Origin of the sequence: Sulfitobacter sp. 1A15106, assembly GCF_043556995.1 — a bacterium.
Lineage (GTDB): Bacteria > Pseudomonadota > Alphaproteobacteria > Rhodobacterales > Rhodobacteraceae > Sulfitobacter > Sulfitobacter faviae.
In genome coordinates this window covers 16849-29102 of the sequence record NZ_JBIFFM010000019.1, presented here as the reverse complement: position 1 = coordinate 29102, position 12254 = coordinate 16849, and the positions used below count along the sequence as shown (strand labels likewise).

At 55.6% G+C, this 12254-nt stretch carries 14 protein-coding genes; 9 read left to right on the top strand and 5 right to left on the bottom strand.

What is annotated here, in order from left to right:
* From ACGYKA_RS19265 to ACGYKA_RS19250, 4 genes are all read left to right on the top strand, one after another.
* Window positions 1–216: hypothetical protein (locus tag ACGYKA_RS19265; protein WP_394439791.1), on the top strand; the 216-nt coding region annotated here is incomplete at its 5' end.
* Window positions 217–218: 2 nt separating this feature from the next.
* On the top strand, window positions 219–704 hold the full coding sequence (locus ACGYKA_RS19260) for a hypothetical protein (RefSeq protein ID WP_394439788.1): 486 nt from the start codon (window positions 219–221) through the stop codon (window positions 702–704).
* A 783-nt stretch (window positions 705–1487) separates the two neighbouring features.
* Complete coding sequence (locus ACGYKA_RS19255; protein WP_067938385.1) at window positions 1488–2351, top strand: replication initiation protein; 864 nt, start codon at window positions 1488–1490, stop codon at window positions 2349–2351.
* Window positions 2311–4329, top strand: coding sequence for a hypothetical protein (locus ACGYKA_RS19250; RefSeq protein ID WP_394439784.1), 2019 nt, complete (start codon window positions 2311–2313; stop codon window positions 4327–4329). Before ACGYKA_RS19255 ends, ACGYKA_RS19250 begins: the two co-directional genes overlap by 41 nt.
* A 42-nt stretch (window positions 4330–4371) precedes the next feature.
* Here the strand turns inward: ACGYKA_RS19250 and ACGYKA_RS19245 are convergent, their stop codons facing one another.
* Window positions 4372–4557: a hypothetical protein gene (locus ACGYKA_RS19245; RefSeq protein WP_394439781.1), complete on the bottom strand. Its 186-nt coding sequence runs from the start codon at window positions 4555–4557 to the stop codon at window positions 4372–4374.
* Between the two features lie 684 nt (window positions 4558–5241).
* Here ACGYKA_RS19245 and ACGYKA_RS19240 point away from each other — a divergent pair.
* Window positions 5242–5451: a hypothetical protein gene (locus ACGYKA_RS19240; RefSeq protein ID WP_394439778.1), complete on the top strand. Its 210-nt coding sequence runs from the start codon at window positions 5242–5244 to the stop codon at window positions 5449–5451.
* A 16-nt stretch (window positions 5452–5467) separates the two neighbouring features.
* On the opposite strand, the gene ACGYKA_RS19235 is transcribed toward ACGYKA_RS19240, so the two are convergent.
* From ACGYKA_RS19235 to ACGYKA_RS19225, 3 genes are all read right to left on the bottom strand, one after another.
* Complete coding sequence (locus tag ACGYKA_RS19235; protein ID WP_394439775.1) at window positions 5468–5686, bottom strand: hypothetical protein; 219 nt, start codon at window positions 5684–5686, stop codon at window positions 5468–5470.
* Window positions 5687–6519: 833 nt separating this feature from the next.
* On the bottom strand, window positions 6520–7845 hold the full coding sequence (locus tag ACGYKA_RS19230; RefSeq protein WP_394439773.1) for an MFS transporter: 1326 nt from the start codon (window positions 7843–7845) through the stop codon (window positions 6520–6522).
* Window positions 7846–7852: 7 nt separating this feature from the next.
* Window positions 7853–8113, bottom strand: coding sequence for a metal-sensing transcriptional repressor (locus ACGYKA_RS19225; RefSeq protein WP_394400436.1), 261 nt, complete (start codon window positions 8111–8113; stop codon window positions 7853–7855).
* A gap of 36 nt (window positions 8114–8149) precedes the next feature.
* Between ACGYKA_RS19225 and ACGYKA_RS19220 the strand changes: the two genes are divergently transcribed.
* Genes ACGYKA_RS19220 through ACGYKA_RS19210 form a run of 3 tightly spaced genes read left to right on the top strand, consistent with a single transcriptional unit; the run spans window position 8150 to window position 10016 of the window.
* Complete coding sequence (locus ACGYKA_RS19220; RefSeq protein ID WP_394439766.1) at window positions 8150–8551, top strand: hypothetical protein; 402 nt, start codon at window positions 8150–8152, stop codon at window positions 8549–8551.
* A 60-nt stretch (window positions 8552–8611) separates the two neighbouring features.
* A complete protein-coding gene (locus ACGYKA_RS19215) occupies window positions 8612–9340 on the top strand; it encodes a HupE/UreJ family protein (RefSeq protein ID WP_394439763.1) in 729 nt (242 codons plus the stop codon).
* A 16-nt stretch (window positions 9341–9356) separates the two neighbouring features.
* Complete coding sequence (locus ACGYKA_RS19210) at window positions 9357–10016, top strand: transmembrane anchor protein (protein WP_394439760.1); 660 nt, start codon at window positions 9357–9359, stop codon at window positions 10014–10016.
* A 185-nt stretch (window positions 10017–10201) separates the two neighbouring features.
* On the opposite strand, the gene ACGYKA_RS19205 is transcribed toward ACGYKA_RS19210, so the two are convergent.
* Window positions 10202–10609, bottom strand: a complete 408-nt coding sequence (locus ACGYKA_RS19205; protein ID WP_394439758.1) for a hypothetical protein — start codon at window positions 10607–10609, stop codon at window positions 10202–10204.
* Between the two features lie 926 nt (window positions 10610–11535).
* Between ACGYKA_RS19205 and ACGYKA_RS19200 the strand changes: the two genes are divergently transcribed.
* The gene (locus ACGYKA_RS19200; protein ID WP_394439794.1) at window positions 11536–12144 is read left to right on the top strand and encodes a recombinase family protein; all 609 of its coding nucleotides are present in this window, start codon (window positions 11536–11538) and stop codon (window positions 12142–12144) included.
* The last annotated feature ends 110 nt before the right edge of the window (window positions 12145–12254 follow it).

Here is a 12254-nt window from a genome sequence, read left to right as displayed (position 1 = left end):
CTCAATCGCGCCGACACGCGGCAGACGGCCACCCGGCTTGCCCCTCAGGTAACAGCGCAGCATGGGCTGGCTTTGCTCACAACGCAGATCCCAAACGCTGCAAGCTCGAACAGCGCCGACCTATATTCGACACTCATGAGCGAGATGGGTTCTGGCAGCAAAGCATTTATGGCCGCCATCGCCGAGATGGTGGCCGAAATCGAGATGGAGAAATAATCATGGCCCAGAAGAAATTTAGCGTCGCAGCTGCCGCCGGGACAAATGATGTGCAGGTCATCGAGAACAAGGAGACGCAGGCCGAGCCAGCGCCTGCCAAACCGACGACGAAGACCGCTACGCGAGCAAAGAAAACCACATCGGCCAAAACGCCGGCAGCGAAGTCGAAGACCACAACTACGCGAGCGAAACAAACCGCATCCGCCAAAACACCGCCAACGAAGCGCAAACCACCGGAGACAAAAGCTGACAAAGCCACGCCGCCCAATAGCAATCCCTTGGCGGAAATGCTGGATCAAGCATCGGCTGAGCCCCAGGGCACAGTGCAGATCGCGATACGGATGCCGCCGACCCTCAAAAATCGCCTAAAGTCTGCCATGGCGCGCGCCAATGGTATGACTCAAGAGCGCTTCGTGGCCGCAGCCATTACTGCCGCGCTCGATCAACTGGAGCCTATCCTGGACGCCAAGGATAAAGAAAAGCAGTAGTAGCGACACGCTCAACGTTGCTGAATCTACATACCGTTAAAAACCGCCGCTGAGCATTCTCAGCATATGCATGGTCGCAGCGCACGATCCGTCAGGAAGTTGGATCTGAAATTATTGCATGGTCAGGGCCATAGGCCCTCGCCATGCCTTTGGCATGGCAGCAAACTACAGTGCTGCCGAAGGCGGCTCCGCATTAAACTAACAACGACGACTATGGGGAGGTCCGTCAGTATTGCACATGCCGGATCCCTTTCTTTTTCTATATTCTCTTTTTCTAAGTTCGTGCGGATTTTAGATAATATAAACAAAATGTTATTCGGCTAACCATGGAGGAATATGGGGCTAACGAAGAGGTTTGTGGGGGTAAGGAAGAGGTTTATGGGGCATAAAAAGAGGTTTAGGGGGCGAAAAAAGAGGCTTGTGGGGAGAAAGTTTTTCCACGGACACCCCGCCCTGTGGATAACTCGATAGTTATTGTAACCTTATGTTATAAATGTGTATTTTTCATAGATTTCAACCATATGAACATGGGATGCACCAATCTCTCTCCCTCGAGGCTCCATCTGTCACCGCACCCCCAGATTCGTCTTTTTTAGAGCGTGCGCTTCACCTCGCCCCAGATTCGTCTTTTTTAGAGCGCGATCTTCATCACGCCCCCAGATTCCTCTTTCTTCATGCTCGCTAAAAAAGAATGACCTCGCTCCCCTTTTCTTTAGTGCTCCGAGCGACTATCGATGAAAAACGAAACTGCGATGCTCTTTTTTCCTCGTTCAGGCGATGCCAATGTCGAAAGATCCCAAACCCCTCGTTGTTGATCAACGGCCGAACAATCCCAACAACACCAACAAGCCGCAGGAGCTGATCCAAATACGCGGGCACGGCGAACTTACCTTAACTGCCCGGCGCGCGATTACGTTGCTATGGCAAAACGCTCACGCCGATGGCATCGCGAAGGGAAAAGAATATTCGATCGAAGCCTCTCGTCTCCGCTCCGACAATCATAAGGGCCGAGATAATATCAATGACGCGATCGACTCGCTCATGGGATTTCATGTCAAAACTATCAATTCAGAAGGTGAGCCGGTGCGAGCTCCTCTTGTGGGCGGTAACGTTCTTAAAAAGAACGGGATTTTCACCTATACCTTTGATGACAAACTGGTCGAAGTCCTCTTAACGAGCAACGTTTGGGGGGCCATCGACATCCCAGTTCTGATGTCTTTCTCCAGCAAATATGCTGTCTCGCTGTATGAGCACGTGGCCGGGTGGATCAATCTGGAACGCAAGACAGATGCCGAATTTAGCTTGCATGAATTCAGAGAGTTACTCGGTGTAGAGGCACACAAATACCCGGCTTTTGGGGATCTGAACAGCAAGGTGATCAAGCCATCGCTTGATGAGGTTAATGCCCTTGCTCCATTCAACGTAGGTCTGATCTTCAAGAAGAAGGGGAGGTCTGTGGCGACTGTCAAAATGAACTGGTGGCGTAAAGACCGTCACGAGCAAGAGCAGGCTTATCAGGAGCACCAAAGGCCACGCGTCGGGCGTCGTGCTCGCATCCAAGGTCGCGTCGAATATGTATCCCCTCCGATGCCATCAGAGCATACGCTTGCGCGTCGTGCTCGCAACGAGACGTCAGATCAAACTTAGCGTTTTTGCAAATGGGGCGCAGACCAATATTCTGTGCATGAACACACTCTCTGATATCATCGCCCTCGGAAACGCCGCTGCGACCGCCGGCGAACCACTCGTTACAAACTGGCCCCAGATGCGTGGCGCTCTCTACATGCTCGGCCATGCCGGCGGTGGCATCGATCAGGTGCGGACATCCGACTTCGAGATCCGCTATCCCGCCGACTATGCTGCACTTGATCCAGCTATCCAGACCACGTTGCCGAGTAAGCGGACTTACGAGACAATGCGGCATCAGGTATCACGCCTGCTCGCATGCCTTGGTGAGATTGATGATCCCTGGGAGCAGCTGCGCATGTTGATCCGTCGTGCCGGCAAAGATGACATCGAGCGCTGTCTGCCGGGATTGGCCACGCCTGCCAAGGCGGCCGGATTGGTGCCTGCCCAGATCACTACTGACTGGGTGTGGTCCCTCGACGCCGAACGGGGTGTCCTAAGCGAGGAGCAGTTGCAGCGCCGATTTGATCGCGAAAGGCGACATGGAAAGGCACCCAAGGCAAAGCTCGCTTGCTCTGTGCGTCAGCGCCTGCGGCAGGGGGTCTCAGTTTTCAACCGTTTGTTTCAAATCCCTGAGGTTGCCGCGAGCGGGCTACTGCCCCCAGAGCCGATCGCACCGCCGCCGGTCTATGATCGACAAGGTCGACTAAAATTAGACCTGCCAAGCACTTTGACACATTATCACGCTGCGGCCCCCGAGACGCGGCGTAACGGCCTACCGCAGGTATGGCAGGCAATGTGCAATGCGGGGATCTACATGCCAACCGACAACCCAACCGCCGATGACATGCTCGCGCCCGATATGTGGACACGGGTTACACAGCTCCAGCCATGCGACACTGGTGTCACAAATGCATCGTGGCGCCAGTATATCAGCCGTGCCCGGCAGCTTCTGCTGCCTCATGTCACCCACCCGGTATCGGCGTCGGACACCCTGCCTCAATGGTTGGACAAGATGACCCTCAAGACAACGGACCGTATGCCGCTCTTGCAGCTTTGGTGGCTCCTGATCGACCGCGACATGACAGATGTAACCCCTGATGACATCCTCGACCTGGCGACATGGCGCGAGCTATGGTCACAGATGCCATCGAGATTGAAGCCGCGAACCTGGACGATCTATGAAAGGAGGGCGCGCGCGCTGATGTCCCGTCATGCTACCGTTCAAATTGACCCCTATCGCATTGTAACGCGGGCCTGGGCCGACCTACCAAAGAATGCCAAGGCGGCGCTGAACCCTATTCGGAAAACGGCGGAGCGGGCTCTGTTGAGGCCCCTCGACCTCAGCCCCGAATGGGTAGCACAGCAGGGTCTGCATAGTGCACAGGAAATGGAGGTCACTGATACCCTGAGGGAGGTCTTCTTATCCGCGGCACTGGTGCGCCGCCCTGACCCCGCCGCAGTCGCGTGGGAGGCTCTACGCACCGCTATCAGAGGTCAAGGCATCTCAACCATTGGGCTCGCCAAAGTCTCCAGCCTTGCCATTGATGACAGCAAAGCGCCTGTCGATCTCACTCTGGAGTGGGCCACCAAAAAGGCTGCGCAGATGGACCAAAAAAAGCGTGCCGAATTCACAATCCATCTGCGCAAACTGGATAGCCTTATGAGCATCTCGGATCTGGCCCCAATCCTCTATGCAGAGCCTATCAGTGCTGTGCCTGACCTTCGTAAACGCGGCAAAATCGAGCCGCCCGAGAAGATCATGCGCGAAACGGATGCCGTCACTGCCGCCCATCGACTTCAGCCAAGCACGTGCCGCGAAGCCCGCGCTACCGTCCGCAAGGCTTGGACTGAGGTGGCCAATACCGTGATCGATGTCGAGATTGATACTCTCGAGGAGCTACTGTCAGTCGCTGTGACAGCGAAGCTCGATCAGCCCACCCACCGCAAGGTTGCCCGGCTGCTCGAAAATATGACCAACATGCAGAGACCGGCATAGCCCCCAGCCAGTGCTCTATTCCGCCGGAATAATGTCCGCAGATCAGGTATTTTGCCCGGAGTCATTCTTGTCGAGGTTGTATGGCGCATTCGCGATAAATCGACGCAAGCGCTCAGGATCGTGCGGTCGATCTCGGCCGCTCACCCGAGCCAAGTAGGCCACATAGGTGATCGTCACGGCAGCCAGAACGACAGACGAGATCGATACGATGATGTCAAAAGTAGCCATTTCCCCTCCTTTGATCTGTCGCCCAGGTGCACACTGAACAAGACAGCACATAGCACGGTTCTATCGCAGAGCATAACGAACCACGCGTTTTACAGGGGGTCCTTTTGCTTGTGACGAAGACACGCTGCTACGTAGCGAGTGCCAACGGGAACGGGCAAAGTGTCTGAAAGTGCTTCGCGACCTGCCGCACCTTTTCATGGGCAGTCCCATCTCTGACACGAAAGACACCTGAAGTTCCGGGGAGACTTCAGAGAAGAAGGAGAAGGCCGGACCCATGGCAGACTGAGCGGCCTCAATGTCCGAGATTGCGGCGGCAAGCTGACAAGCGGAAAGGTTCGCACCATAGGGTGCGTTCACCGTTCCGAGAATTTTCGATGCGACGGGCGCCATCCTTTATCTCCTTTCCCAGTTCGCATGGTCGGCCTTCTTCCGCACAATGATCTCCTGGGCCCCGGCGCTCACCTTCATCAAGTGACACTTCCTCATTCCCTCTCCTGTGCGCTACAGCCAATGTAGCACTCATGTCGCAGAAGAGGGTGGGGTAATCTCGATCTTGGAACCTCTTGATCCACAATCGAGCGCTCCAACCAACTGAGGTAAGGCGGCATTGGGGCGAATTCTGCGCCGCCCGGTTTTAGCGTCAATTTCGTGATAGACTCGGTTAAGCAGAGTAGGAGCACTGGGATGACAGACCCAAAACCGGATGAATCAGACCCCAAGTGGACTGAATGGTTCATAGAGAAGATGGGCCAGCCTGGACCCGACGAGGAAGCGTTTTTCGAACGACGGCGGCGACTTGGGATTGGAGTTGGCCTCGATGAGGACGGGAACCTTGTCTATAAAAAAGACCTTCCCGAGGCCAAGAAGACCTCGAAGCCAGAGAGCAGGAAATAGAGGCGTTTATTGGTGGTTAGTCCCTGTCGTCAGATGACGAGAGGGGCGCAGCGAGTGCCTGCATGCGCTTTGATGGGCCTTTGTAACGCGCCCCTCGGACGAAACCGCCGTTAGCGCGCGCCATATCAGCGGGCGAAACTTCGCCAGAACGAAGTAGTTCTTCATCGCGTTCGCGCGCGGCGGCTTTTTCAGCTGCGCGGTCTTTGAACGAAAATCTGGGCGCCTTGGGTTTCATGTTGCCTCCCTCGCGTGAAGCTTATCACATCGATGTCGATTTCTTCCTGGGAAATCGGGACACCTGTGGCCAGCCTGTGCCGCACTTGCAGACAGAACGGCGCTCGAACTCGTGTTGAGTAATGCCGTCGGGCACATCGCCAGGCTTGCGGGTCACCGTATGACCGCACTCCCAACATCGAACCTCGATGTGAGTGATGCCGGGTGAGAACAGTTCATCAATGGAGGAAGTCATATCTGATCGACATACGCCATTGGCATCATGCCGCCAATACAGCGGCCGCGAGGGTTTCTCCCTCAAACTCTTCTTGTGTGTCTGCGCAGGCGTCGTAGGTCAGCTGGGGCAGGGTGGTCAGGATCTCATAAGCATTGTTCAGGTCAGCATGGAGGGGGGGCTGCTCCAGCTCAGTGCAAAACCCTACGCTAAGAAATATTTTTCCCTGACGCTGGCACCCTTTGCGGAATTTACATTGAGACATGAGCTGAGATGCACGACTTCGCTATCTGAGAGCCTATTTTACATCCGTTTCACAAACCTGCGTTTGTGAAAGCCGCCATTCGCTGCGCTGCGCATAAAATCACACATGCGGACCTTCCTGCCGTTCGCTGCAAACGCAAAGTTCCCGCTGTAGCGGGGTGAACCTGTTGGATGAAGAGCGAAACCAGCGCTGACATGTTATGTAGTTGAGGTATCGGCCCAAGTGTCAGTTGAGCGCCAAACCGAAGAAATTTCCCCTCGCCGCGATCCGGATGAGGAGCCGCGGAGGGTGTAAGTCAGACCAGCGAGACAGCCGAAAGGGCTCGCAAAGAAGCAAGCCGAATAAAGCCAATATATTAACTGAGCCTTGGCCAATGGGGATGAAGGTGGTCGATAATAATTTCGTGCTGGTGAAGTTGGTTTCGCTGTCCCTGAAGATGAGGGTGATCCGCAGGCAGATCTGGGTGACTATGCGTCAGATTGTCCGGCATATCGGCAGGCCAGAATCGCAGCGCCACCCCGATGCCGACTGTCGCAACGCCGGCCAAGACCATGAGTGTGAGCACTGTCCCGTATGTGGTCATCAGCCATCCTGCGAGGGGGTAGGTGAGGAGCCAGCAGGCGTGGGAAAGCGCGAATTGCGCCGCGAAAATTGCTGGCCGGTCTTCCGGATGAGCGGAGCGGCGCAGAAGGCGGCCAGAGGGGGTTAACACGGCTGAGTTACCCAGACCGATCACCAGCCAGACAGCTAACAGCAATGGCCAACTTAATCCTATAGATATGACGAAGACCGCAATGGTGAACAGCGCCGCGACCATGAGCCAAGCGCCTGTCAGCATCACTGGCCTGTCGGGAAATCTGTCCAGCAGCTTCGGCAGGGCAAGTGCCGAGATCATGCTGCCCGCCCCGAAAGCGAACATGCTCCAAGCCAAGGCAGTATCGTCCAGCCCGAGCTGCCCACGCACCAGAACGACCGTGTTGACCAGAACCATGGCCCCCGCGCTCGAGACGGCCAAGCTGAGGCCCAGCAGGCCACGTAGGCGCGGTGTAGCGAGGTAGATGCGAATACCTCTTGTGGTGCGGTCATACACCCCGCGTGGTTCTGCGGCCTTGGGACTGGGCAAGATGACCGAGATCACCAGCAGGGCCGAGGCCACGAAGCCTGCGACCGTTCCCAAAAACAGAGCGTTGTAGCTCATTACCGTCAGCAGCACGGCGGCCAGCGCGGGCGAGATGATGTTCTCCAGATCATAGGCCAGCCTTGAGAGCGATAGCGCGCGGGTATAGCGATCTTCTTCTGGTAGAACGTCCGGGATAGTCGCTTGAAATGTTGGCGTGAAGGCGGCAGAGGCCGATTGCAGCAGGAAGATTAGGACATAGACCTGCCAGACCTCGGTTACGAAAGGCAGAGCCAGCGCCACTGCCGCGCGCAGAAGGTCCAGCGCGACCAACATCGCGCGGCGCGGCACACGGTCGGTAAAGGCACCAGCGATCGGAGCAATGCCGACATATGCCACCATTTTGATGGTAAAAATGGTGCCGAGCACCATCGCGGCCTGGTCTCCGGACAGGTCGTAGGCCAAAAGGCCAAGCGCCATCGTCGCCAATCCGGTCCCAAGAAGTGCTACGACTTGGGCCAGAAAGAGATGCCGGTAAGTGCGATCCAAAAGAACAGCCAGCATATATCTCTCAAAGATAGCGGGTGATGGTTTTGAGTTCGGCGCGGTCGCTGGCGGAGCCGTCGACTTCAAGACAATGATCGATGTGATCGTGGATTAGAATTCGCTTCGCGTTGGTCACCGCCTTCTCGACAGCTTGAAGCTGCTGCGCAACATCAACGCAGGGCTTGCCTTCCTCTAACATTGCGATAACCGCTCGCAGGTGCCCATCGGCACGTTTCAGCCGGGCAATGAGGGCAGGATGACTTGCATGAGTGTGTATGTCTGACATACTAAGACCGTATCCCCCTCGGGGGGATAGAGCAAGATGGCGAAGCCACCCAGAATGATAGGCAAGAGGCAGATAGCACGAATGCAGTTTTTGCGGACAACCGGACAAGCCGCTTTCGCGATGCTTCTCTGCGTGGCCGTGCTGCTCTGGTCTGTTGTGCCGACGTCTTCGCATGTCCCTGCTGTGCTGGATGTTCTCCAAGAACACGAGCAGATGGTCTTAGATCATGGACATTCTCATGGTTTGGAAGAAGACCTCGCATGGGCCATGCACGGCCATAGTCATGACAGTGCAGACCATGACCATAGCCAAGCCGTGGTGCTGGCTCATGAGCCGAATATTCGGCCCGTTGAGGTTGTCCGGGCTGCATGGCGCCTAAGTGCCGCTTCGGCAAATACATCAAGGGTGTATTCGATCGAAAGACCTCCGCGCGTGTGATCCCCAGTGCCATGTCGGCACTCTCATTCCGATCACAACCTTATTTGCGGAGTTCACTTCATGAACACAGTTCAACGGGGCTGGACCGATCTTGGCACACGCCGGGTCGCGATCTTGTCCCTCATCACGATCACTTTGCTCATCCTGAGCGCAGGCCATGCCTTGGCTCATAATGTAACCCCCGGCGACGCGGGGTATATTCAAGAGATATGGGGGGTGAACATCATTCCCTTTATGTATCTCGGCGCCAAACACATGGTGACGGGTTACGACCATATCCTGTTCCTGCTGGGTGTCGTCTTCTTCCTCTACAAAATGAAAGATGTCGGCATTTACGTCAGTATTTTCGCCGTGGGGCATTCGACCACGATGCTGGCGGGGGTCTGGTTCGGCTGGGGCGTCAACGCCTATCTCGTTGACGCAATCATTGGCCTTTCAGTGGTCTATAAGGCGCTCGACAACCTCGGAGCCTATCAACGCTGGTTCGGTGTGCAGCCTAATACAAAGGCTGCAACACTGATCTTCGGCTTTTTCCACGGGACCGGCCTCGCGACCAAGATCCTCGACTACGATATCGCTTCGGATGGCCTTCTGGCCAACCTTCTGGCGTTCAACGTTGGCGTCGAACTGGGCCAATTGATGGCGCTCGGCGTCATCCTTATCGTCATGGGGTTTTGGCGAAAGTCACCCAACTTCTTCCGCCAAGCTTACACCGCCAACGTCGTTATGATGTCCATGGGGTTCATCCTGATGGGCTTGCAAATCACCGGCTACTTCGTAGCAACCTGAAGATTAGGAGACCAATATGTTCAATGCAGAGAAACCAAGCCTCGACGAGCTTCCCTCCTCCCGCCAACTGCTCCGCTCCACAGCAATTGCCGCAGCCAGCGCAGTCGCTATCCTCGTGACCGTTGTGCTACCGGCCGAATATGACATCGACCCGACCGGGATCGGTGGCGTGCTTGGCCTTTCGGAGATGGGTGAGATCAAAGCGCAGCTTGCCGCAGAGGCCGAGGCCGATCGCCTCATGGAGTTGGAAGCCCAGCAAGAAGCGCTGCGCGGCCAGCAAGAGTCGAGCCTGTTGAATGACTTCCTCGGCATCTTTGTCGGCGCAGCCCATGCCCAGGAAGTGACAGCCGAGCCAGTAGAGGAATGGCGTGACGAGATCACGTTCACTCTTGCACCAGGTGATACCGCAGAATGGAAACTTGTCATGGAAGAGGGGCAAGTGGCTGAGTTCGTTATGCTGGTCGAAGGCGGTCGGGTGAACTTCGACCTGCACGGCCATGGTTCTGGCCAATCAGAGACCTATGAAAAGGGCCGCGGCTCTACTGGTGCTGAAGGTGAGATCAATGCGTCCTTCGCTGGCGAACACGGTTGGTTCTGGCGGAACCGCGACAATGAGGATGTAACCGTAACCGTCAAGGTGCGTGGCGAATACGCTGAGTTCAAAGACGCAAGCTGAAGATTTGGTTGCCAGCGTATGTAATGGATGCGCTGGCAACTATTATTGATGGCGACTTCGAGCTCTGGCCTGTGCAAACGCCATGCTATAATTGCGAAAGCTTCAAGTTCTACGTGGTCAATGAGGGCTCTGAACTGCCGTTCGCTGCATCGAGAAGGAACGACCGGTTTTGCTTAACGTAGGATTTAGCACTGAGCCGGAGCAGACCCCTTGAGGTCAGCATAGGTGATTGACCATGTAGTCCCTGTATTCACGCCGTCCTTACTGGGATTGATCCCGAGAGCGACGAGCTCGCAGTAAATGTAGGAGGCGGCAATGTCAGCGGTCTCATCAGCGATGCAAGGATCGTCAATCGGGCTATTGGCCAAAAGGTCCCACGCATGATCAAATAGAGCCCACCAGCGGCGCAGTGTCCCGACCTCCACCAGTGAACGGCCAGCGACGAACTGCGCTGTGGAGCGCCGGATCACCACCGCATGTTTGGTGAATCCGTGCCGGTGCAGGGCAGAGATCGTCTCTTGGGTGGCCTTTACCAGGCCTCCGGCGTCCGCTGCGTGGAAGATGGTGATGTCGGTGTCAGAAATCTTCGTCAAATGCTTGGCTCCTATGGTGATAGGAACAAGGTGGTCATGTTCGACAGATTCAAAAAATAGAATCTTTCCGGACCGACTGCCGGTGGCACAGATGACACGGCGCCGAGCCCCGATCATGACCGGGAAGAATAGCCAACGCACATGGACATATACGCCCAAGTTTAACAGGTCGGGAGAACCAGAAGTTCAGCGGCATGCTGAATCCGAGCTTCCAGAACAGGATTTGACAGTGTGGGCATCCCCTATTGCCCGCGTGCTGTGATGCACAATCCGTTAGATGAAGAAGACGGATGATCTGTCCCTAAGTGGCCCTTTGGCGACCGCATAGTGAGCTAATTAAATCCGGTTCCTATAGGAACCAAATGAAATCAGTAACTTAGGATTTCCGCCAAAGCTCGGTTAGGGCTTTGTGTCTTGAACACGGGGGCAGGCGTCGTCGGCTACGATGGCGGATAAGAAATCCGGTTCCTGTAGGAACCAAATTAAATCAATGACTTAGATTTTTCGCCAAGGCTCGGTTTGGGCTTTATGTTTTGAACACGGGGCATGCGACATCGGCTACGACGGTGGATGAGAAATCCGGTTCCTGTAGGAACCAAATGAAATCAGTGACTTAGATTTTTCTCCAGAGATCGGTTTGACTTTATGCTCGACTAACACGCCATTTCCCGCGCCAAGCATAATCGTAATAGAGTTGACCAGAGACGTAATACCCCCGGCCTGATGGCATTCGGCAGGTATTGGTAGGTTGATTGTTGGGCCCTGATTAGTCGGACAGTTCGTCCTTGGGGTCACCAACACCCTTTGACGCTCAGTTGCCGCGAAAGACAAACACGAATTGTCCTTGTTAGTCATTAGTCTATTATGGACAAAATTCGCATCAGAAAAATCAATGGTTTGCGAGGTCAAAATCCGAGGGGGTTCAACTGGGACAGCGCGCAGCAGTTTATGCGAGGGTTTCGACCTCGGACCAGTCCTGCGAGCGGCAGGTCACCGAACTGACAGCCTTCGCGGAACGTGGCGGCTACGACGTGGTTGGCGTCTTCAAAGAGACGGCCTCCGGGGCCAGCGTTAATCGCACCGCGCGCAACCGATTGCTCGATCTTGCACAAGCCCGACAAATTGACGCGATCCTGGTCAGCGAACTTTCCCGATGGGGGCGGTCCACACAAGACTTGCTGGATACGCTGAACAGGCTCGCAGGCTGGAAAGTCTCGGTTGTGGCCATGAATGGTATGACCTTCGAACTCGACACACCGCACGGGCGCATGATGGCCACCATGCTCGCCGGGATCGCGCAGTTCGAGCGTGACCTCCTCAGCGAGCGCGTGAAATCTGGCCTCGCGGCCGCACGGGCGCGCGGCAAGAAGCTTGGCCGACAGCCAGGCCAACGACCAAAATCCGATAAGCTTGCTCCAAAGGTGCTTCAGGCCATTGAACACGGCCGGTCATACCGCTGGATTGCCCGAGACCTCGGTATCTCGAAAAACACCGTCTCCGATATCGTCAAACGGAACCGCCAAAAAGTCTTGTAAGGCGATCACACTCCTACCGGAATCGAGCCCAAACAGGCGATGTTCCTAACCGCGATTTCGTTACAGCCAGAGTAGAAGGTTGCGCGATGCCCGTGTGGTGCAACCTCCGA

Excerpts from the sequence above, each read along its gene's own strand:
- ACGYKA_RS19260 (WP_394439788.1), top strand. The coding sequence starts at position 219 with ATGGCCCAGAAGAAATTTAGCGTCGCAGCTGCCGCCGGGACAAATGAT.
- ACGYKA_RS19240 (WP_394439778.1), top strand. The coding sequence starts at position 5,242 with ATGACAGACCCAAAACCGGATGAATCAGACCCCAAGTGGACTGAATGG.
- ACGYKA_RS19255 (WP_067938385.1), top strand. The coding sequence starts at position 1,488 with ATGTCGAAAGATCCCAAACCCCTCGTTGTTGATCAACGGCCGAACAAT.
- ACGYKA_RS19230 (WP_394439773.1), bottom strand. The coding sequence starts at position 7,845 with ATGCTGGCTGTTCTTTTGGATCGCACTTACCGGCATCTCTTTCTGGCC.
- ACGYKA_RS19210 (WP_394439760.1), top strand. The coding sequence starts at position 9,357 with ATGTTCAATGCAGAGAAACCAAGCCTCGACGAGCTTCCCTCCTCCCGC.
- ACGYKA_RS19215 (WP_394439763.1), top strand. The coding sequence starts at position 8,612 with ATGAACACAGTTCAACGGGGCTGGACCGATCTTGGCACACGCCGGGTC.
- ACGYKA_RS19245 (WP_394439781.1), bottom strand. The coding sequence starts at position 4,557 with ATGGCTACTTTTGACATCATCGTATCGATCTCGTCTGTCGTTCTGGCT.
- ACGYKA_RS19225 (WP_394400436.1), bottom strand. The coding sequence starts at position 8,113 with ATGTCAGACATACACACTCATGCAAGTCATCCTGCCCTCATTGCCCGG.
- ACGYKA_RS19235 (WP_394439775.1), bottom strand. The coding sequence starts at position 5,686 with ATGAAACCCAAGGCGCCCAGATTTTCGTTCAAAGACCGCGCAGCTGAA.
- ACGYKA_RS19220 (WP_394439766.1), top strand. The coding sequence starts at position 8,150 with ATGGCGAAGCCACCCAGAATGATAGGCAAGAGGCAGATAGCACGAATG.